Annotated in this window: 21 protein-coding genes; 3 read left to right on the top strand and 18 right to left on the bottom strand. The window is 69.0% G+C overall.

Annotated features, from left to right (window positions below; genetic code table 11):
* Nucleotides 1–12: 12 nt before the first annotated feature.
* Nucleotides 13–1860 (bottom strand): glutamine--fructose-6-phosphate transaminase (isomerizing), encoded by a 1848-nt coding sequence (gene glmS / locus AB0D85_RS01340; protein ID WP_362312206.1) that lies wholly within the window; start codon nucleotides 1858–1860, stop codon nucleotides 13–15.
* A gap of 144 nt (nucleotides 1861–2004) precedes the next feature.
* Between glmS and coaA the strand changes: the two genes are divergently transcribed.
* Both coaA and AB0D85_RS01330 read left to right on the top strand, forming a co-directional pair.
* Nucleotides 2005–2994, top strand: a complete 990-nt coding sequence (coaA, locus tag AB0D85_RS01335) for a type I pantothenate kinase (RefSeq protein WP_362312204.1) — start codon at nucleotides 2005–2007, stop codon at nucleotides 2992–2994.
* Nucleotides 2995–3029: 35 nt separating this feature from the next.
* Complete coding sequence (locus AB0D85_RS01330; RefSeq protein WP_362312202.1) at nucleotides 3030–3950, top strand: DUF389 domain-containing protein; 921 nt, start codon at nucleotides 3030–3032, stop codon at nucleotides 3948–3950.
* A gap of 131 nt (nucleotides 3951–4081) precedes the next feature.
* Here the strand turns inward: AB0D85_RS01330 and glmM are convergent, their stop codons facing one another.
* The 3 genes from glmM to rplM form a co-directional block, all read right to left on the bottom strand.
* Nucleotides 4082–5440, bottom strand: a complete 1359-nt coding sequence (glmM, locus tag AB0D85_RS01325; RefSeq protein WP_362312200.1) for a phosphoglucosamine mutase — start codon at nucleotides 5438–5440, stop codon at nucleotides 4082–4084.
* Nucleotides 5441–5619: 179 nt separating this feature from the next.
* The gene (rpsI, locus tag AB0D85_RS01320) at nucleotides 5620–6147 is read right to left on the bottom strand and encodes a 30S ribosomal protein S9 (RefSeq protein ID WP_046730620.1); all 528 of its coding nucleotides are present in this window, start codon (nucleotides 6145–6147) and stop codon (nucleotides 5620–5622) included.
* A 42-nt stretch (nucleotides 6148–6189) separates the two neighbouring features.
* Complete coding sequence (gene rplM / locus AB0D85_RS01315; protein WP_020941688.1) at nucleotides 6190–6633, bottom strand: 50S ribosomal protein L13; 444 nt, start codon at nucleotides 6631–6633, stop codon at nucleotides 6190–6192.
* 336 nt (nucleotides 6634–6969) lie between these two features.
* Here rplM and AB0D85_RS01310 point away from each other — a divergent pair, with 336 nt between their 5' ends.
* Nucleotides 6970–7848 carry a hypothetical protein gene (locus AB0D85_RS01310; protein WP_362312197.1) on the top strand — a complete coding sequence of 293 codons (879 nt, stop codon included), beginning with the start codon at nucleotides 6970–6972 and terminating at the stop codon, nucleotides 7846–7848.
* Between the two features lie 16 nt (nucleotides 7849–7864).
* Here AB0D85_RS01310 and AB0D85_RS01305 read toward each other — a convergent pair whose 3' ends face one another.
* From AB0D85_RS01305 to map, 14 genes are all read right to left on the bottom strand, one after another.
* Nucleotides 7865–8407 carry a GtrA family protein gene (locus tag AB0D85_RS01305; protein WP_362312196.1) on the bottom strand — a complete coding sequence of 181 codons (543 nt, stop codon included), beginning with the start codon at nucleotides 8405–8407 and terminating at the stop codon, nucleotides 7865–7867.
* Nucleotides 8404–9186: a polyprenol monophosphomannose synthase gene (locus AB0D85_RS01300; protein ID WP_362312194.1), complete on the bottom strand. Its 783-nt coding sequence runs from the start codon at nucleotides 9184–9186 to the stop codon at nucleotides 8404–8406. Before AB0D85_RS01300 ends, AB0D85_RS01305 begins: the two co-directional genes overlap by 4 nt.
* Entirely contained in the window at nucleotides 9183–10523 is a 1341-nt protein-coding gene (locus AB0D85_RS01295) for a UDP-glucose/GDP-mannose dehydrogenase family protein (protein WP_362312192.1), read from the bottom strand. The genes AB0D85_RS01300 and AB0D85_RS01295 overlap by 4 nt, the downstream gene beginning before the upstream one ends.
* Nucleotides 10524–10578: 55 nt before the next feature.
* Nucleotides 10579–12417, bottom strand: coding sequence for a glycosyltransferase family 39 protein (locus AB0D85_RS01290; protein WP_362312190.1), 1839 nt, complete (start codon nucleotides 12415–12417; stop codon nucleotides 10579–10581).
* The gene (locus tag AB0D85_RS01285) at nucleotides 12417–13439 is read right to left on the bottom strand and encodes a glycosyl hydrolase (RefSeq protein WP_362312188.1); all 1023 of its coding nucleotides are present in this window, start codon (nucleotides 13437–13439) and stop codon (nucleotides 12417–12419) included. The genes AB0D85_RS01290 and AB0D85_RS01285 overlap by 1 nt, the downstream gene beginning before the upstream one ends.
* A gap of 1 nt (nucleotide 13440) precedes the next feature.
* Complete coding sequence (locus AB0D85_RS01280) at nucleotides 13441–14856, bottom strand: glycosyltransferase family 2 protein (RefSeq protein WP_362313417.1); 1416 nt, start codon at nucleotides 14854–14856, stop codon at nucleotides 13441–13443.
* Nucleotides 14857–15282: 426 nt separating this feature from the next.
* Nucleotides 15283–16146, bottom strand: coding sequence for a tRNA pseudouridine(38-40) synthase TruA (gene truA, locus AB0D85_RS01275; RefSeq protein WP_362312186.1), 864 nt, complete (start codon nucleotides 16144–16146; stop codon nucleotides 15283–15285).
* Nucleotides 16147–16271: 125 nt separating this feature from the next.
* Nucleotides 16272–16781 carry a 50S ribosomal protein L17 gene (gene rplQ / locus AB0D85_RS01270; protein ID WP_362312184.1) on the bottom strand — a complete coding sequence of 170 codons (510 nt, stop codon included), beginning with the start codon at nucleotides 16779–16781 and terminating at the stop codon, nucleotides 16272–16274.
* Nucleotides 16782–16972: 191 nt separating this feature from the next.
* The gene (locus AB0D85_RS01265) at nucleotides 16973–17995 is read right to left on the bottom strand and encodes a DNA-directed RNA polymerase subunit alpha (protein ID WP_019055532.1); all 1023 of its coding nucleotides are present in this window, start codon (nucleotides 17993–17995) and stop codon (nucleotides 16973–16975) included.
* Between the two features lie 143 nt (nucleotides 17996–18138).
* The gene (rpsK, locus tag AB0D85_RS01260; RefSeq protein WP_003956432.1) at nucleotides 18139–18543 is read right to left on the bottom strand and encodes a 30S ribosomal protein S11; all 405 of its coding nucleotides are present in this window, start codon (nucleotides 18541–18543) and stop codon (nucleotides 18139–18141) included.
* A 70-nt stretch (nucleotides 18544–18613) separates the two neighbouring features.
* Nucleotides 18614–18994, bottom strand: coding sequence for a 30S ribosomal protein S13 (gene rpsM / locus AB0D85_RS01255; RefSeq protein ID WP_362312182.1), 381 nt, complete (start codon nucleotides 18992–18994; stop codon nucleotides 18614–18616).
* A gap of 190 nt (nucleotides 18995–19184) precedes the next feature.
* Complete coding sequence (rpmJ, locus tag AB0D85_RS01250) at nucleotides 19185–19298, bottom strand: 50S ribosomal protein L36 (RefSeq protein ID WP_003998809.1); 114 nt, start codon at nucleotides 19296–19298, stop codon at nucleotides 19185–19187.
* Nucleotides 19299–19357: 59 nt separating this feature from the next.
* A complete protein-coding gene (infA, locus tag AB0D85_RS01245; protein ID WP_003948620.1) occupies nucleotides 19358–19579 on the bottom strand; it encodes a translation initiation factor IF-1 in 222 nt (73 codons plus the stop codon).
* 290 nt (nucleotides 19580–19869) lie between these two features.
* Complete coding sequence (gene map / locus AB0D85_RS01240; protein WP_362313414.1) at nucleotides 19870–20706, bottom strand: type I methionyl aminopeptidase; 837 nt, start codon at nucleotides 20704–20706, stop codon at nucleotides 19870–19872.
* Between the last annotated feature and the right edge of the window lie 106 nt (nucleotides 20707–20812).

Below are 20812 nucleotides of genomic sequence, written 5' to 3'. Positions count from 1 at the left end.
AGCACCCTAAGGTCACTCCACGGTGACCGACTTCGCCAGGTTGCGCGGCTGGTCCACCTCGTTGCCCCGGGCGGTGGCCAGTTCACAGGCGAAGACCTGGAGCGGGACCGTCGCGACGAGGGGCTGGAGAAGGGTCGGGGTGGCCGGGATGCGGATCAGGTGGTCGGCGTACGGGGCGACCGCCTCGTCGCCCTCCTCCGCGATCACGATCGTGCGGGCGCCGCGGGCGCGGATCTCCTGGATGTTGGAGACGATCTTGTCGTGCAGGACCGAGCGGCCGCGCGGCGAGGGCACGACCACGACCACCGGCAGGTCCTGCTCGACCAGCGCGATCGGGCCGTGCTTCAGCTCGCCCGCCGCGAAGCCCTCGGCGTGCATGTACGCCAGCTCCTTGAGCTTGAGCGCGCCTTCGAGGGCGACCGGGTAGCCGACGTGCCGGCCGAGGAAGAGCACCGTCTTCTTGTCGGCCAGGGAACGCGCCAGCGCCCGCACCGGCTCCATGGTCTCCAGGACCCGGTCCACCGCGTCGGAGATCCGGGACAGGTCCCGGATCACGGCGCCGATCTCGTCGCCCCACTTGGTGCCCCGCACCTGGCCGAGGTAGAGGGCCACCAGGTAGCAGGCGACCAACTGGGTGAGGAACGCCTTGGTGGAGGCGACCGCGACCTCCGGGCCCGCGTGGGTGTACAGCACCGCGTCCGACTCGCGCGGGATCGTCGAGCCGTTGGTGTTGCAGATGGCCAGCACCTTGGAGCCCTGCTCGCGGGCGTGCCGGAGGGCCATCAGGGTGTCCATCGTCTCGCCGGACTGCGAGATGGCGATGACGAGGGTGCGCGAGTCGAGGATGGGGTCGCGGTAGCGGAACTCGCTGGCCAGCTCCACCTCGCACGGGATGCGGGTCCAGTGCTCGATGGCGTACTTGGCGATCAGCCCGGCGTGGAAGGCCGTACCGCACGCCACGATGACGACCTTGCCGACCTCGCGCAGCTCGGCCGCGCTGATCCGGACCTCGTCGAGCTTCAGCGAGCCGTTCGCGTCGATGCGGCCCAGGAGCGTATCGGCGACCGCCTTGGGCTGCTCGGCGATCTCCTTGAGCATGAAGTAGTCATAACCCCCCTTTTCCGCCGCCGACGCGTCCCAGTCGACGTGGTACGGGCTGACGTCCGCCGGGGCGCCGTCGAAGCCCGTCACCGTCACGCCGTCCCGGCGCAGCTCCACTACCTGGTCCTGGCCCAGTTCGATCGCCGACCGCGTGTGGGCGATGAACGCGGCGACGTCCGAGGCGAGAAAGGCCTCGCCCTCTCCGACGCCCACCACGAGCGGGGAGTTCCGGCGCGCGCCCACGACCACGTCCGGCGCGTCGGCGTGCACCGCGACCAGCGTGAACGCGCCCTCCAGGCGCCGGCACACCAGCCGCATCGCCTCCGCGAGGTCGGCGGTGCCGGAGAACTCCTCGGCGATGAGGTGCGCGACCACCTCGGTGTCCGTCTCCGAGGCCAGGTCGTGGCCCCGCTCCGCCAACTCGGCGCGCAGCGCGGCGAAGTTCTCGATGATGCCGTTGTGGACGACGGCGACCCGGCCCGCGTTGTCGAGGTGCGGATGCGCGTTGGCGTCCGTCGGCCCGCCATGGGTGGCCCAGCGGGTGTGGCCGAGGCCGGTGGAGCCGGTCGGCAGCGGCCGCTCCAGCAGCTCCTTCTCCAGGTTGACCAGCTTCCCGGCCTTCTTCGCCGAGGCCAGCCCGCCGTCCGCGAGCACCGCGACACCGGCCGAGTCGTACCCCCGGTACTCCAGCCGCTTCAGCCCGGCGACCACCACATCGAGCGCCGACTGCGCCCCCACGTATCCCACGATTCCGCACATGGGCGGCAGCCTAGGTGCCGGACCCCGCCCGAACACGGCGCAGCGTGCCCGAAATCGGAAATTCGTCTGCCCGACCGGACCGCCCTACACCCCACGTGACCGACCCCACCCGCCGTTCCGTTCAAACTCCGTTAACAATGGAATGTGATCTCTCCGGTCTCCTCGATCTCCCGGAGCGCCCACCGGCACAGGCCGGAGGCGACTCCCTACGTCGACCTCACCCGTTCCGAGTGGAGCGCGCTGCGCGACAAGACGCCGCTGCCGCTCTCCGCCGAGGAGGTCGAGAAGCTGCGTGGCCTCGGCGACGTCATCGACCTCGACGAGGTGCGGGACATCTATCTGCCGCTGTCCCGGCTGCTCAATCTGTACGTCGGCGCCACGGACGGCCTCAGAACCGCGCTGAACACCTTCCTCGGCGAACAGGGCTCCCAGTCCGGCACCCCGTTCGTGATAGGCGTCGCCGGCTCCGTGGCCTGCGGCAAGTCCACCGTCTCGCGACTGCTGCAGGCCCTGCTCTCCCGCTGGCCCGAGCACCCGCGCGTCGAACTGGTCACGACGGACGGTTTCCTGCTCCCCACCAAGGAACTCGAAGCCCGCGGCCTGATGTCCCGCAAGGGCTTCCCCGAGTCGTACGACCGCCGGGCCCTCACCCGCTTCGTCGCCGACATCAAGGCGGGCAAGGACGAGGTCACCGCCCCCGTCTACTCCCACCTCATCTACGACATCGTCCCGGACCGCAAGCTCACGGTCCGCCGCCCCGACATCCTGATCGTCGAGGGCCTCAACGTCCTGCAGCCCGCGCTCCCCGGCAAGGACGGCCGCACCCGGGTCGGCCTCGCGGACTACTTCGACTTCAGCGTGTACGTCGACGCGAGCGCCGAGGACATCGAGAGCTGGTACCTCAACCGCTTCAGGAAACTGCGCCAGACCGCCTTCCAGGACCCGGACTCGTACTTCCGCAAGTACACCCAGGTGTCGGAGGAGGAGGCCCTGGACTACGCCCGCGGCCTCTGGCGGACCATCAACAAGCCCAACCTGGTGGAGAACATCGCCCCCACCCGCGGCCGCGCCACCCTGGTCGTCAGAAAGGGCCCGGACCACAAGGTGCAGCGGCTGAGGCTCCGCAAGCTCTGACACCCCCACCTGCCAGAGCCTGTTAGAAAGGCGCCATGCTGCATCTGCGCCTGATCACCCCGGCGGACCGCACGGACGACGTGGTCCGGCTGATCGAGACAACGGTCGGCACGGCCCACCTCGTCGTCCTGCCGGGCGCCGCCCGCAACCCCGCCGGAGACGTCGTGCTGTGCGACGTGGCCCGCGAGGCGGGCGACGAACTCATCGGCGCCCTAAGGGCGTTGGACCTCGACCGGACCGGCTCGATCGCCGTGGAGAACATCGACCTGTCCCTCTCCCACCGGGCCGACAAGGCCGAGGCGGAGGCGCCGGGCGAGGGCGCCGACGCGGTCCTGTGGGAGGGGCTGACGGACGCGACCCACGAGGAGTCGACGCTGTCCGTCACCTACGTCGCCTTCATCACGCTGGCCACGATGATCGCGGCCTGCGGCGTCGTCCTGGACAACGCGATCCTGATCGTGGGGGCGATGGCGGTGGGCCCGGAGTTCGGCCCGCTGGCCGGCATCTGCACGGCGCTGGTCCAGCGTCACCCCCGCCTGGCGCTCCGCTCCCTGACCGCACTGCTCGTCGGCTTCGCGGTGGCGATGCTGGCGACGGTCGGCTTCACCCACCTGATGGACGTCATGGGCCTGTTCACCAGGGTCCAGCTGGAGGCGGAGCGCCCGAACACCAACTTCATCTACCGCCCGGACGCGTTCTCGTTCGTGGTGGCGGTCCTGGCCGGTATCGCGGGCATACTCTCCCTGACCTCGGCCAAGTCGGGCGCGCTGGTGGGCGTGGCGATCTCGGTGACCACGGTCCCGGCAGCGGCCAACGCGGCGGTGGCCTTCGCGTACAGCGAGTACCGCCAGGCATGGGGCTCGACCGAGCAACTGCTCCTGAACCTGCTGGGAATCGTCCTGGCAGGCACGGCGACGCTCATCGCCCAGAAATGGCTGTGGAGAAAACCGAGCTAGGGGCCAACGCGCCCCAAAGGGGCGCTGGGGGTACCCCCGGCCGAAGGCTGGGGGAGGAACTGCGCGACCAGCCACGACGAACCGTCAGCCCGCCACGCACATCCCCGGCACCCCGAACCCGGAAAAACGACCTACCCCAGCGCGGACTTGACGGCGTCGGCCAACCGCCCCGCCACCGACCGGGCCTGCTCGATATCGGCCGCCTCGACCATCACCCGTACCAACGGCTCGGTCCCGGAGGGCCGGAGCAGGACCCGCCCCGTCGCCCCCAGCTCCCGCTCCGCCTCGGCGACCGCGGCGGCGAGGTCCGCCGAGGTCCGGACCCGGGCCCTGTCCACGTCCGGCACATTGATGAGCACCTGCGGCAGCCGCTCCATCACCCCGGCCAGCTCCCGCAGGGACTTCCCGGTCTGCGCGACCCGCGCCGCCAGCAGCAGCCCGGTCAGCGTGCCGTCGCCGGTCGTCGCGTGGTCGAGGATGATGACGTGCCCGGACTGCTCGCCGCCGAGGGCGTAGCCGTGCTCCTTCATCTCCTCCAGGACGTACCGGTCGCCGACCGCGGTCTGGACGAGCTGCAGCCCCTCCCGCTCCAGCGCCAGCTTGAAGCCGAGGTTGGACATCACGGTGGCGACGACGGTGTCGGCGCGCAGCGCGCCCCGCTCGCGCAGGGAGAGCGCGATTACGGCCATGATCTGGTCGCCGTCGATCTCCTCACCGGCGTGGTCGACGGCGAGACAGCGGTCCGCGTCCCCGTCGTGCGCGATGCCGAAGTCCGCCCCGTGCTCGACGACCGCGGCCTTCAGCGGGCCGAGATGCGTGGAGCCGCAGCCGGCGTTGATGTTGAGCCCGTCCGGCTCCGCGCCGATGGTGACGATCTCCGCGCCCGCCTGCCGGAACGCCTCCGGCGAGACCCCCGCGGCCGCGCCGTGCGCTTCGTCCAGAACGATCTTCAGACCGTCGAGCCGGTTCGGCAGGACGGACAGCAGGTGACCGACGTACTGCTCGGAGCCCTCGTCGTACGACCGCACCCGCCCGACGCCCGAGCCGGTCGGCCGCTCCCACGGCTCGCCGTGCCGGTGGGACTCGTACACGGCCTCGATCTTGTCCTCGAGCTCGTCGTCGAGCTTGTGCCCGCCGCGGGCGAGGAACTTGATGCCGTTGTCGGGCATGGCGTTGTGGCTGGCGGAGAGCATGACACCGAGGTCGGCGCCGAGCTCGCCGGTGAGGTAGGCGACGGCGGGTGTCGGCAGGACACCGACCCGCAGGACGTCCACGCCGGCGCTGGCCAGGCCCGCGACCACGGCCGCCTCCAGGAACTCCCCGGACGCACGCGGATCCCGTCCGACGACCGCCGTCGGCCGGTGGCCCTCGAACGTGCCCGTCTCGGCCAGCACGTGCGCCGCCGCGACGGACAGGCCGAGCGCCATTTCGGCGGTCAGGTCCGCGTTGGCGACACCGCGCACGCCGTCCGTGCCGAAGAGTCGTCCCACTTGTCCTCCTGAGGAAGCGTCCTTGCTGCCAGGACATGATGGCAGGCGCTTTGTCATGCGATCACACCAGCCTTTGAGCGTCTTGTGTCGTTATACGCCCTTGGCCGGGATAAACGAACGCCCCGACGGCACATGTGGCGTGCCGCCGGGGCGTTCGGAGTACGTGCAGGCGACTGAGATTAGCGCTTGCTGTACTGCGGGGCCTTGCGGGCCTTCTTCAGACCGGCCTTCTTGCGCTCGACCGCACGGTCGTCGCGCTTGAGGAAGCCGGCCTTCTTGAGCGGGCCGCGGTTGTTGTCGACGTCGGCCTCGTTCAGCGCGCGGGCGACACCGAGACGGAGCGCACCGGCCTGACCGGAGACACCGCCACCGGCGATGCGGGCGACGACGTCGTAACGGCCCTCGAGCTCGAGCACCTTGAAGGGCTCGTTGACTTCCTGCTGGTGCACCTTGTTCGGGAAGTAGTCCTCGAGGGTGCGACCGTTGATCTTCCACTTGCCGGTGCCCGGGACGATCCGGACGCGGGCGATGGCGTTCTTGCGACGGCCCAGGCCGGCGGCCGGCTGCGGGTCGCCGAAGCGGGACGCGAGAGACTCGGAGGTGTACTCGCCCTCGACGGGCACCTCGGACTCGGTGGTGTAGCTGTCGATGTCGACGAGCTCGGTCTCGGTCTCTTCGACCGGCTGCTCAACAGTGGTCTCGGCCACGATGCTCCTCAGATTCTTTTCTGTCTTAGGGGGTGGCCGGAACTACTGCGCGACCTGGGTGATCTCGAACGGCACCGGCTGCTGCGCAGCGTGCGGGTGCACGTCACCCTTGTAGACCTTCAGCTTCGAGAGCATCTGACGGCCCAGCGTGTTCTTGGGGAGCATGCCCTTGACGGCCTTCTCGATGGCCTTCTCGGGGTTCTTGTCCAGCAGCTCGTCGTAGCGGACGGAGCGCAGACCACCCGGGTAGCCGGAGTGGCGGTACGCCATCTTCTGGGTCCGCTTGTTGCCGGAGAGGTGCACCTTGTCGGCGTTGATGATGATGACGAAGTCACCGGTGTCGACGTGGGGCGCGTAGATCGGCTTGTGCTTGCCGCGGAGAAGGGACGCGGCGGTGGTGGCGAGACGGCCCAGGACGACGTCCTGAGCGTCAATGACGTGCCACTGGCGAGTCACATCGCCGGGCTTGGGGCTGTACGTACGCACTTCGCAGCCTTCTTCTTCAGTGGATGGGTGCTGACACATGGCATCACTGAAGCGATCGTGCAGCTGGGGACGACAATGCCGGGAACGATGCCCGTATGCCGCCCACTGGTAACTGCTCCAGGGAACCTAGGTAGAGGCCACTCCCGTGAAAATGAGCGAGCCAATACACAACGAAGAGCAAGCGTACAAGGACGGGCCCAGGCGGGTCAAAACGAGTCCCCGCGAGCCTCGGCGGCGCGCAATGACGCCGGGATGCTCCCCCGTGCCCCAAAGGTCCACTATCACCGTTCGTACTGTCGCACCGGCACCCCCTGTACGCCGTCTAAGATGCGCCCCATGACTTATGGGCAGGGGGGACCCCAGTCCCAGTGGGATCCCTGGAAACCGCAGTCTCAGCAGCCCTGGCGCGACAGCTCCGGACCCACTCCGGACTGGGCCGCGCTCGCGGATGCCTCGGAAACGCGGAACAAGCGGCGCAGAGTGCTGTTCATCGGCGGCGGTGTGGTCGCCACGCTGGCGATCGGCACCGCCGTCGCCATGGCCGTGGTGTCCGCGAACGGCGACAACACCGCCTCCGGCACGCCCACGAACCTGCCCGCGAGCCAGTCGCTGCCGAGCGACTCGGCGGACTCGGCGCCGTCCTTCGCGCCGACCAGCGCTCCGCCGCCGCTCGACCCGCAGGACTTCATAGCCAGCGTGCAGAAGGACACCGCACCGCTGAGCGCCGAGACCCTCTTCCCGGGCACCCAGCTGACCATGGGCGAGACGGTCTACAAGAAGGGCGCCACGGCCGACACCAAGAACTGCGCCTCGGTCGCCAAGGGCACCCTCGCCGGCGTCCTCACCAAGAACAACTGCACCCGGGTGCTGCGCGTCACGTACAGCAAGGACGGCGTCGCGGTGACGGTCGGCGTGGCCGTCTTCAACACCGAGGCCCAGGCCACCAAGGCCAAGACCCAGGCCGACAAGAAGGGCTTCGTCACGGCGCTCGCCGGCGCCGGTGTGAAGACCTTCTGCGACTCCGGCGTCTGCCGTACGACGGCCAACTCCTACGGCCGCTACGCCTACTTCACCACCACCGGCTTCGTCAACGGCAAGGACGTCACCACCAAGGACACCAAGGTCTTCCGGACCGGTGACGACCTGGCCGAGTTCACCTTCCGCCAGATACGCAGGCGCGGCGAGGCCCAGGCCTCGGCCGCCGCCAACCAGTGATCCCGGACACCTCCGGTCAGCTCCGCTCCCAGGAGACCTGCAGCACCGGCTCCTGGGGCTCGCCGCGCGCGACCGTGCGCGACGAGGGGCCGGCGGCGGTCCTGAAGACCCAGGTGCGGTAGGACCAGAAGCGGAACAGGGTCGCGATGCCGATGCCGAGGAACTTGCTGACGTTGTAGGCGAGCGTGCCCTGCCAGCCGAACCCGTAGGTGGTCGCGTAGAGGACCCCGTTCTCGATGACCAGGCCGACCGCGCTAAAGAAGAGGAAGAGACCCAGCTCCTTCCGGCCGCCGCGGTCGCCCCGATCACCGTCGAGGTCGCGGTCACGGTCCCGGTCGCGGTCCCGGTAGGCGAAGTACCGCAGGCCCACGTAGTTGCCCAGCACGGCGCAGGCCGTCGCGAGCACGCTCGCGCGCACCGGCTGCCAGTGGGCGACGGTCCTGACGAGGTTGAAGACCGCGAGATTGACGACGCATCCCGTGAGCCCCACCAGGCCGAACTTCGCGATCTCGCGGTACAGGCTCCCCCACCGGGAGGGGAGCGCGTGCCGCCCGCTCACTGTCCCGTACGGCTCTGCCGGTGGCGCAGGCGCAGCCGCAGCGGCATCACCGCGGACTCGATCTGGGTCGCGAGGCTCATCTTGGACACGCCCTCGGTCCGCTCCTCGAAGCGGATCGGGACCTCGACGGCGCGGTGCCCGGCCCGGACGGCCTTGAACTTCAGCTCGACCTGGAAGCTGTAGCCGGCACTGTCCAGGGTGGTCAGGTCCACGTCCTTCAGGGTGGCCGCGGACCACAGGTTGAATCCGGCCGTGATGTCCCGGATCTCGGTGCCGAGCACGGTCCGGGCGTAGCGGTTGGCGAACCGGGAGAGCAGGACGCGGTGCCTGCCCCACTCCTCGTCCAGCGAGCCGCCCGCCACGTACCGGCTGCCGACGACCAGGCCCGCCCCCTCGGTCAGGGCCGCGTCGAGCATCCGGACGACCGCCTCCGCGGGGTGGCTGCCGTCGGCGTCCATCTGGACGACGTACGCGGCGCCCTCCGCCAGCGCCGCGGTCATCCCGGCGACGTACGCCCGCCCGAGGCCGTCCTTCTCGGTCCGGTGCAGCACGCTCATGCGGTGCCGCCCGGCGGGCCGGCCGGCGTTGTACTTCTCCGCGAGCTCCTCGGCGATCCGCCCGGTGCCGTCCGGGCTGGAGTCGTCGACGATCTTCAGATGCAGCCCGGAGACGGGCAGGCCGAGGACCAGCTCCGCCATCCGGGGCAGGTTCGCCGCCTCGTTGTAGGTCGGCATCACCACGGTGACCGGTACGCCGGGGTCTCTGTCGAGCTCCGTCATGGTCTTCTCTTCTCCTCCCCCGGGAGACCCGTGGCGGGCCTCTCCCCAGCGGGCGCGGGTCTGCCCAGCGCCCGGAAATGCCAGCCCGCCGCGGTCCAGCGGTCCGCGTCGAGCGCACCCCGCCCGTCCACGATCCGCGGCCGGCCGACCAGCGTGGCGGCGCGCTCCGGGTCGATCTCCCGGAACTGCGGCCACTCCGTCAGATGCAGCACGAGGTCGGCCCCCCTGAGCGCCTCCTCGGCTGACAGGGCGTAGCCGAGCAGCGGGAACGCCTTGCGGGCGTTGTCCAGCGCCTCGGGGTCGTAGACCGTGACGTCGGCCCCCTCCAGGCGCAGCCGGGCGGCGACGTCGAGCGCGGGCGAGTCCCGGATGTCGTCCGAGTCCGGTTTGAAGGCCGCGCCGAGTACGGCGACACGGGCGCCCTGGACCGCACCCCCGCACAGTTCCCGGGCCAGTGCGACGACCTTGTCGCGGCGGCGCAGGTTGATCGCGTCGACCTCGCGCAGGAACGCCAGCGACACGCCCAGTTCGTCGGCGCGGTGGGCGAAGGCGCGGATGTCCTTGGGCAGGCAGCCGCCGCCGAAACCGACGCCGGCCCGCAGGAACTTACGGCCGATCCGGTCGTCGTACCCGATCGCCTCGGCGAGGACGCCGACGTCGCCGCCGGCCGCCTCGCAGACCTCGGCCATCGCGTTGATGAAGGAGATCTTGGTGGCGAGGAAGGCGTTGGCGGCCGTCTTGACCAGCTCGGCGGTCGGGAAGTCGGCGACCACGAGAGGGGCCCCGGCGGCCAGCACAGGCGCGTACACCGCGCGCAGAATCGATTCGGCACGTGCCGACCCCACCCCGAACACCAGCCGGTCGGGCCGCAGCGTGTCCTCGACCGCGAACCCCTCCCGCAGGAACTCGGGATTCCAGGCGACCTCGGCGTCGAGGGCCGCGGCCAGCCGCCCGGCCGTCCCGACCGGCACGGTCGACTTGCCGACGAGCAGCGCGCCGGGCGCCGCGTGCCCGGCGATCGCCGCGAAGGCCGCGTCGACGTAGGTCAGGTCGGCGCCCTCGGAACCGGACCGCTGCGGGGTGCCGACGCACACGAAGTGCACCTCGCCGAAGGCGCCCGCCTCCGCGTAGTCGGTCGTGAACCGCAGCCGCCCGCTCGCCGTGTGCTTCGCGATCAGCCCGGGCAGCCCCGGCTCGTGGAACGGCACCCGCCCCGCCCGCAGCGCGGCGACCTTGTCCGGGTCCACGTCGACCCCGAGCACCTCGTGCCCGAGCTCCGCCATGCAGGCGGCGTGGGTGGCACCGAGGTAGCCGGTGCCGATGACAGTGAGCCGCATGGGTACGGCCTTTCGTGACTGCGGAAGGGGACAGGAACAGCGGCGGGCGACCGGCTCATGACGTCTTCGTCCAGATCTGGTACGAGCCGGTACCGCCCGAGCTGAGCTCGAACGGGATCTTGCCGACCAGGCGGTAGCTCCCGTTCCTGGTCACCTGCTGTTCGAGGTAGTCCTCGAGGTCCGGCGTCGCGATGCCGTCCAGGACGACCAGGTCGAAGTAGCCGGCCTGGATGGCGAGCCGGTACCCCTCCTGTCCGTGGTGGATCGTGCCGTTCCTGTCCGAGTAGCCGATGCCGTACGTCGACGTCCACTGGTCCTGGTCCGTCTTGTCCCGCAGGTAGTAGACGGGCACCTCGTAGGTGGCGCCGAGGTACTTGCCCTTGGGCTTCATGTACGGCTCGATCGCCTTCACGAGCGGTGTGGAGTCCGGCCACAGACCGAACCGCCACTCCGACTGCGAGACACCGAGGCACAGCGCGGTGACCCAGAGCAGGATGCCCAGCTGCGGATAGCGGAAGTGCTTGCCGACCAGCCGGATCACGCCGACGCCGGCCATGGGGGCCGCGAAGAGCAGTCCGAAGTCGAGGTGCTTGTAGAGCGAGACGGACGTGCTGAGGTGGATCTGGTACGCCGGGGCCAGCAGGGCGGTGCCCGCCAGCACCAGGCCCGTCAGGGCACGCCAGCGCCAGCCGGGGCCCGCCAGGCCGTGGGAGCGCGGCGACTCGTTCATCCGGCCGCGCAGCGTGTAGGCGACCGCGCCCGCGACGGCGGCGGCGAACATCAGCCCGCCCCATTCCGCCGACTTCTGCACCAGGGACACGGCGGTGTCGGTGCCGTGGGCACGGTTGGTGGTCGTCTGCTTCACACCGGCGAGCACATCGGTGTACATCAGGCCGACGCCGGCCAGCGCGGCGGTGCCGAGGCCGAGCAGGGACGCCCGCAGCAGACACCGCCAGCCCTTGTGGTGCCAGGCGGTGAGCGCGGCGAGCACGACGAGGGTGGGCACGTACAGCGCGGACGCGTACTTCACCGCGACCGCCAGCACCATCACCGGCGCCGCGAGCAGCACGGCGATCGCGGGTGCCTTGTTGGTGCGGACGACGATCCACGCGGCCAGCGCCAGCAGGAAGATGGCCGGGGCGTCGTAGGTGGCGAACCAGCCGAGCACGATGGTCGGCTGGGTGACCGCGAACAGCGCCGCGGCGACCAGGGCGACCCGCTCGTTGAACATGCGCCGGGTGAAGGAGTACAGCAGCGCGGTCGCGCCCAGCATGCACACCAGGCTCAGCAGCCGGGCCCCGGACAGCCCGAAGTACCCGTCGACGACGGCCGCGACGACCGGGTACAGCATCGGCGAGCCGGAGAAGTACGACTCGTACCCGCTGTGCAGCGGGGTGCCGTTCGCCCAGTGCTCCATGATGTTGTGGCCCGCCGCGAGGTACAGGGCCTCGTCCTGGAACGCCGTGTTGGACAGCCGCAGCGACAGCACGGCCTGGATGAGCAGGACGACCGCCAGGACACCGCGGCTGACCCACGACCGCCGTCTGCTCGGGGTGTCGTCCCAGCCGGCGTCCGGCGTCTCGGGGATGTGGTAGCCGGGCTCGTCGTCCGGCACCTGCTGGTACTGGACCGTGCGCAGGGCGTACGTCGGCTGGTCGTCATGGCCGCTCTGCGGCTGCTGCGGGACGGCGGGCGCGTACGGCTGCTGAGGCTGCTGCCCCTGAGGGGGGTGCTGCCCGCCGTCGTACCCGTACCCGTACCCGTGCTCCGCCTGCTGGTACTGCTCCTGCTGGTACTGCTGCCGCGGCGCCCGGCCGTCGGAGTTGAACCAGCTGCCGTCGTCCTCGTAGGGATCGTAGGGCTGCGGTGTGTAGTGATCGGGGCGGGAGGTCATCACGGCTTCCGTACGTCGAAGCCGAAACGGTCGTCGGCGGCCAGGCGCTTGAACTCCTGCAGCGCCAGCGGGCTCGCCTCCAACCGCCAGTCGGCACGCTTCTTGTGGTTGAACCAGATGAAGCCGAGCATGGTGTCGTCGGCCTCCACGCCCGCGAACAGGTTGCGGATGTCGGCCCGGCGCCGCTCACCCGCCATCGCGGCGGTCTCCGCCAGGATCATGGGCTTCTTGGTGAAGGCACGGATCTCGTCGACGGTCGGCCCGAAGACGCTGCTGAAGGCGTTGTCCTGCCCGAGCGTCCAGTAGCCGACGAGGCCGACCCAGTCGACGTAGGCGTCGCCCGGGTAGTACGGCTCCAGCCGCACGCTCTTGGCCGGGTTGATGATGTTGGGCGTCCAGGCCCAGATCACGTTCGAGGCACCGGCGTCGAGGAACGTGTCGTGGATGTGCCGCCAGGCGGCCACGTACTGCTTGGGGGTGACGTACTTCGTACCCCACTTCTCCCAGTTGCCGTTGAACTCGTCGGCGAAGTCGATCACCACGGGCAGGTTCAGCTTGCGGACCGCGGTCGCGTACTTCTTGATGTACGCGTCCGACGTGCCGGCCGCGATGTCGGCGAGGGTGGCGTCGAAGGGCTCCCAGGACATCAGCGTCAGGGCGCCCTCCTTCCAGGCGTTGCGCACACCGCTGGCGTCGAAGCCGTCGCCCCAGGCCGCGTAGTACTCGACGAGGTTCGGCTGCTTGCCGGTCATCGCGGTGTACGCGTCGACGCCCTTCATGGAGGTCGGCGCGCCCTCGACGGCGGCTCCGTAGTACTTCTTCGCCGGCTTGAGCAGCGGTACGACGTCGTACGGGATGTCCGAGTCCGCGCTCTCCGACGAATCCGCGCCCTTCCCGGCCTGTCCGGCCTGTCCGGCGGATGAGGCCCTGCCCGAGCCGTCGAGCACGGAGCAGTCGCTGAGGGCGAGGACGCCGATCAGGACGGCCGCGAGCGCGGTACGTGTGCTGGTGAGGAGTCGCATGTCAGACAGCCGCCTTCTCCCGCGGCTGGACCAGCACACGGCCCACCACCAGGGCGTAGAAGAGTCCGGAGGTCAGGACCAGGGCGAAGTCCGGGGCGTCCATGGTGAACGTCCGGTAGACCGCTGCCACGACCCAGACCAGCGCGGTGCCGCCGCTCCAGACCCACATGCCGATCCAGAAGCGGCGGGTCTTGTTCTTCTTGGCACCGGAGGATCCCGTGGGCTGCCAGCCCATCCGGTTCTTGCGCAGGATGTCCCAGATGGCGAAGACGTGGGCCCAGCCGTACATCATGCGGGCGGCCCAGGCCTCCAGGCGGTAGGGCGCCTTGTGCCACATCGGGAAGATGATCGTGGTGTAGACGATGCTGGGTGCCACCAGGAGCAGATGCTCGACCTTCAGCTTCTCCGGCATCATCACCAGCAGCACGATCGGGATGACCGGCGCCGCGAAGGTGAACAGCGCCGTGTGGATGTAGTAGAAGAACCCGGACATGTAGCACAGGCGGCTGGAGAGCCTGATCTTGCGCTCCCAGAACTTCCTGCTGCCGAGCAGGCTCATCGATCCTGAGCACCAGCGGTACTGCTGGTTGAAGAAGGCACCGGCGGTGTCCGGGCACACGCCCGTCGAGACGGCGACCGGCACATAGCGCAGGTCCCAGCCGAGGCCCCGCAGGTCGAAGCCGGTGTGCACGTCCTCGGAGTGCTCGATCAGCGTCGTTCCGCCGTTGGTCTCCAGGGCGGCCCGCCGGTACACGGCGCAGGAGCCGACGCAGATCGCTCCGTCACTGCCCTGCCGGGAGACCTGCACGGACCGGTAGAACAGCTCCTGAACGGCGCCCGCGCCGCGCTCGATCCAGTTCTGCGAGTCGAGCACGCGGAAGTACTGCGGGGACTGCACGATACCGATGGACGGGTCCGACTCCATGTACGGCAGCAGCTCTTCGAGCAGGTCGGCGCGTGGCGTGAAGTCGGCGTCCAGGATGAGGATGTACTGGCCGTCGGACTGCCCGAACCCGAAGTGCAGATTGCCGGCCTTCTTGAACCAGCCGCGGTTCTCCCGGGTGCCGTAGCGGAACCCGAAATCGCGGGCCATCGCCTCCAGCTGGGGATCGGCGCCGTCGTCCAGCACGAACGGGACGCAGACGCCCGGGTAGTGGTCGGCCATCTGCCGCACGTGCCGCCAGGTGTTGTGGAGGACCTCGATGGGCTCCCCGCACACGGGCAGGAACACGTCCACCGTGGGGTAGACCTCGGGCCGCCAGTTGTGCACCAGCTGCTTGTGGTACGCGATGTCGAAGTCGCTGGTGAAACCATTCACCCGAAGGGATATCAGGTAGTAGATGACCGTGAAGACCAGCAGCGGCGTGTATATCCACAGCACCGGCGTGGACTGGGCCAGCTTGAACTGGCTCATCACGAGGCAGCAGAAGCTGATCAGCGAGCTGATCGTCAGGATCCACAGGTTCCGGCGGGCGTAGGAGTACTTCTCCCTGTCCGTGGGCGGCAGCGGCAGCAGCCCCAACGGAGCACCGTTGTCCCGCCCGGCCTTTCTTCGCCCGCCGCTCTGACGCGCGGCACGGCGCCCCCCGGCCCGTACCGGGCCAACTGAACTCATGAAGGAAACCACCCCATGGGCCCGACCGGCCCGTTGACCCCACCCTTGCCCGGCCCGCCCATGTCGAACTGGCGCCCGAGCGACGAAACAATATCCGAGAGGTGAGAAGGTCGTAAGAGGCAAGAGGTGGCTTACGCCCGGTAAGTTCGCAAATGCAGATTATATTCGTTGAAAATACAGCTAAGTGAGAGTTTTCACTTCCGGAACGCCACCGCCGAACCCGGATGTCTAGCCGCAGCACCCGCTCCGCAGCGGCAGCGACCGCTTGTTCCGCGCCTCCCTGTTCCGCGCGGCCAGCAGTTCGTCGGCCGGGTAGCCGACCTCCTCCAGGGTCAGCCCGTGCGGTCGTACGACGTGCACGGCCGAGTCCCTGACCCCCGCGGCCAGCACCTTCCCCGGCCACTCGGGCCCCCGGTGCCCGTCCCCCACGAACAGCAGCGCGCCGATCAGGGACCGCACCATGTTGTGGCAGAAGGCGTCGGCGCGCACGGTGGCCGTGATGATGCCGTCCGCCCCGCGCTGAAGGCTCAGCTCCTGGAGCGTCCGGATGGTCGTGGCCCCCTCCCGCCGCTTGCAGTACGCGGCGAAGTCGTGCTCGCCCAGCAGCCGCGCCGCCGCCTCGTTCATGGCCGCCACGTCCAGGGGCCAGTCGTGCCACAGGACGTGGTTGCGCAGCAGCGGGTCGACACCGCCGGGGTTGTCGGTCACGCGGTACGCGTAGCGGCGCCAGACGGCCGAGAAACGCGCGTTGAATCCCGCCGGAGCCTCCGTCAGGGACCACACCCGGACGTCCTTCGGAAGCCGTCCGGCGAGCCGCTTCAGCAGCTTCTCCCGGTGCTCCGCCCACAGCTCGCCCGGCAGGTCGACGTGCGCGACCTGCCCACGGGCGTGCACACCCGCGTCGGTACGTCCGGCCACGGTCAGCTCGTAGGTCGTGTCCTTGGTACGGGTCACCGTCCGAAGGGCGTCCTCGATCTCCCCCTGCACGGTCCGCTTCCCGCCGGCCTGCTTGGCCCACCCGTGGAAGTCGGACCCGTCGTAGGACAGGTCGAGACGGACACGCACGTAACCGGGCTGAACTTCGTCACTCACCGGACAATCCTCTCAGGACATGAAAGCGGGCCCGTCCCATAACGGAACGGGCCCACTCAAGCGCCCCGTCAGGGGCGCGGGGAACTGCGCGACCAGCCACGACGGACCGGCAGCCAAAGGACGGCTTACGCCTCCTTCGACTCCTCGGCGTCAGCCTCCGGCGCCGCGTCCTCGACGACCTCGTCGGCCTTGGTCTCCTCGACCTTGACCTCCTCGGCCTCCTTGACCGCACGCTTCGTCGCGGCCTCGGCCTCGCCGGTCGCCTGCTGCGCCACCGTCAGCGCCTCGACCAGCTCGATGACAGCCATGGGCGCGTTGTCGCCACGGCGGTTACCGATCTTGGTGATGCGGGTGTAGCCACCCGGACGGTTCTCGTAGCGCGGACCGATCTCGGTGAAGAGCGTGTGGACGACGCTCTTGTCCGTGATGACCTGGAGCACCTGACGGCGGTTGTGAAGGTCGCCCTTCTTCGCCTTGGTGACCAGACGCTCGGCGTACGGGCGCAGGCGGCGGGCCTTCGCCTCGGTGGTGGTGATACGGCCGTGCTCGAAGAGGCTCTTCGCCAGGTTCGCGAGGAGCAGCTTCTCGTGCGCGGCGCTGCCGCCCAGACGGGCACCCTTGGTGGGCTTCGGCATTGTTCTTCTCCTGTGTGTCTGCCCCGGCCGTGTCAGGTACCGAAGTCAGTATCCGAGCAGACGGTTGTCTGTCGGAGATCCGGGCGTCCTTTCAGACGCCCGGAGGGTCCACGCCCCGTCAGGGGCGCGGGGAACTGCGCGACCAGCCACAGCGGGCCCGCAGTCACAGTACCGGCCTCCTCGCGGAGCTCTCAGTACTGCTCGGTCTCGACGAACCCGGCATCCACGTCGTCGTCGGCGCCAAAGGCATCCGCCGCGGCCGTGGGGTCGAATCCGGGCGGGCTGTCCTTCAGGGCCAGGCCCATGCCGGCCAGCTTCGCCTTGACCTCGTCGATGGACTTCGCACCGAAGTTGCGGATGTCCAGCAGGTCCGCCTCGGAGCGGGCGACGAGCTCACCCACGGAGTGGATGCCCTCACGCTTGAGGCAGTTGTAGGAACGGACGGTCAGCTCGAGCTCCTCGATCGGGAGCGCGAGGTCGGCCGCCAGCGCCGCGTCCGTGGGGGACGGGCCCATGTCGATGCCCTCGGCGTCGATGTTCAGCTCGCGGGCGAGACCGAACAGCTCGACCAGGGTCTTGCCCGCGGAGGCCATGGCGTCACGGGGACGCATCGCCTGCTTGGTCTCGACGTCGACGATCAGCTTGTCGAAGTCGGTGCGCTGCTCGACACGGGTCGCCTCGACCTTGTACGTGACCTTCAGCACGGGGCTGTAGATGGAGTCGACCGGAATACGGCCGATCTCCTGGCCCACCTGCTTGTTCTGCACGGCGGAGACATAACCGCGGCCACGCTCGACCGTCAGCTCCATCTCCAGCTTGCCCTTGCCGTTCAGCGTGGCCAGCACCAGATCGGGGTTGTGCACCTCGACACCGGCCGGGGGCGCGATGTCGGCGGCGGTGACCAGACCCGGACCCTGCTTGCGCAGGTACATCACGACCGGCTCGTCGTGCTCCGAGGAGACGACCAGCTGCTTGATGTTGAGGATCAGGTCGGTGACGTCCTCCTTGACGCCCGGCACGGTGGTGAACTCGTGCAGCACGCCGTCGATCCGGATCGACGTGACAGCCGCTCCGGGAATCGAGGACAGGAGAGTACGACGGAGGGAGTTGCCGAGGGTGTAGCCGAAGCCCGGCTCCAGCGGCTCGATCACGAACCGGGAGCGGAACTCGTCGACGACCTCTTCGGTCAACGAGGGGCGCTGAGCGATCAGCATGTGTGGATCAGATCCTTCTTTCGTGGACGCCCGCTATTTGACGTCCGACGGAAACCGCACCCGTAGGAGTGCGGGTGATGCAAGGGTACGGGCGGCACGCCCTTACGGAGCAGTGCCGCCCGAATCCTCAAGCCTGCCGTGCGTCAGACGCGGCGACGCTTCGGCGGACGGCAGCCGTTGTGCGGGGTCGGGGTGACGTCCTGGATGGAGCCGACCTCGAGGCCCGTGGCCTGCAGGGAGCGGATCGCGGTCTCACGACCGGAACCCGGGCCCTTCACGAACACGTCGACCTTGCGCATGCCGTGCTCCTGGGCGCGGCGGGCAGCCGACTCGGCGGCCATCTGCGCGGCGAACGGCGTGGACTTCCGGGAGCCCTTGAAGCCGACGTGGCCGGCGGAGGCCCAGGAGATCACGTTGCCGGACGGGTCCGTGATCGAGACGATCGTGTTGTTGAACGTGCTCTTGATGTGCGCGTGGCCGTGAGCGACGTTCTTCTTTTCCTTGCGGCGCACCTTCTTGGCAGCGCCCTGACGACCCTTGGGGGGCATCTACAAACTCCTACGGGGAGGTGGTCGGTCCTACAGCGAAGACCGCTGATGAAGCGTTGTCCGCTGAGGACTACTTCTTGCCCGGCTTCTTCTTGCCGGCGATGGCGCGACGCGGGCCCTTGCGGGTGCGGGCGTTGGTGCTGGTGCGCTGACCACGGACGGGCAGACCACGACGGTGGCGCAGACCCTGGTAGCAGCCGATCTCGACCTTGCGGCGGATGTCGGCCTGGATCTCGCGACGGAGGTCACCCTCGGTCTTGATGTGGTTGTCGACGTACTCGCGAATGGCGACCAGCTGCTCTTCGGTCAGGTCGCGAACGCGGGTGTTCGGGTCGATACCGGTCTCCGCCAGCGTCTGCTGGGAGAGCGTCCGGCCGATGCCGAACACGTAGGTGAGGGCGACCTCCACGCGCTTTTCGCGCGGGATGTCAACACCGGAAACGCGTGCCATTCAATGGCTCCTGGTGATCTTCGGAGGTCTTCCACAAGACCGGATCCCAGCCGCCGTACCAGGTACGAACTGGGTCCCCGGCCTCCGAACCGGGGGTGTCGAGCCGTGACCGGCTCGGGTCCTGCGTATGAACATATTCAGCTTGCGTCGCGCGAAACTCTGCGATGAGTGCAGAGGGATCGGTCGTGCGTCAGCCCTGGCGCTGCTTGTGGCGCGGGTTCTCGCAGATGACCATGACCCGACCGTGACGGCGGATCACCCTGCACTTGTCGCAGATCTTCTTGACGCTCGGCTTGACCTTCATGGGATTGAGGTTCTCCGGGTCAGTGCCACCACCCCGCCGGAACGGGATGCGGGCAAGATCTACTTGTATCGGTAGACGATCCGGCCACGCGTCAGGTCGTACGGAGACAGCTCCACCACGACCCGGTCGTCAGGGAGGATGCGGATGTAGTGCATACGCATCTTGCCGCTGATGTGTGCCAGGACCTGGTGGCCGTTCTGGAGCTCGACCTTGAACATGGCGTTCGGAAGAGACTCGACGACAGTGCCCTCGATCTCGATGGCACCTTGCTTCTTGGCCACGCTTCGCCCTTCGAATCGACTACCTTGATCGACTCCCGTGCTTTCCCTCGCGGGCGCATGCGGACATGCGGGTGCACAAGAGCCGACGAGTCAGTCTACGTCAGCGCACCCGGAAAGACGAATCGAGAAAGACTGCCCCACCGGGCAGATCATTAAGCACGCGCGAGTGAAGCGCCCCGTCAGGGGCGCTGGGGGTACCCCCGGCCGAAGGCTGGGGGAGGAACTGCGCGACCGGCCACAGAAAACCCGCAGCCGCCACGCAACAGATCAGCCCACCCCAGTAGGCGAACTCAGCCCAACGGATCCGGCGCAGCGACGATCCCGTGCTCCGCCAGCTTCGCCCTGCCCCCGTCGGGAGACGTCAGCACCAGCGGACCCTCCGGCGTCAGCGCAACGCTGTGCTCCCAGTGCGACGACCATGTACCGTCCGTCGTGATCACGGTCCAGTCGTCCGACAGGACCTCCGTACGGGGCGTCCCCAGCGACACCATCGGCTCGATCGCCAGGCAGAACCCGGGGACCAGCTTCGGCCCCTTCCCCCGCCGCCGGTCGACGTAGTTCAGCAGGTGCGGGTCCATGTGCATCTCGGTGCCGATGCCGTGGCCGCCGTAGTCCTCGATGATCCCGTACTTGCCGCCGCCGGGCTTCGGCTGGCGGCGGATGTACGTCTCGATCGCCCTCGACACGTCCACCAGCCGCTGGCCCTGCTTCATCGCCGCGATGCCGGCCCACATCGACTCCTCGGTCACCCGGGAGAGCTCGATCAGCTCCGGGGCGTGACCGGAGCCCACGAACGCCGTGTAGGCCGCGTCGCCGTGCCAGCCGTCGACGATCGCGCCGCAGTCGATGGAGATGATGTCGCCGTCCTTGAGAACGACATCCTCAGAGGGGATGCCGTGGACGACCACGTCGTTGACGGACGTGCAGATGGTGGCCGGGAAGCCGCCGTAGCCGAGGAAGTTCGACTTCGCGCCGTGCTCGGCGAGGACCTTGCGGGCCACCTCGTCCAGGTCCTTGGTGCTGGCGCCGGGGACCGCCGCCTCACGCGTCGCCGCGTGGATGGCGGCGACGACCAGGCCCGCCGCACGCATCTTGGCGATCTGCTCGGGCGTCTTGATCTGCACCATGGATGGCCTGCGCTCTCCGTCACTCATGTCTACGTCGATGTCGACGTCAACCGAATATGTACACAACAGTACGGCCGCGGCACCCGAGCGGGCACCGCGGCCGGAA

The organism is Streptomyces sp. NPDC048277, assembly GCF_040652235.1.
GTDB lineage: Bacteria > Actinomycetota > Actinomycetes > Streptomycetales > Streptomycetaceae > Streptomyces.
This window is presented reverse-complemented; position numbering and strand designations above follow the sequence as displayed.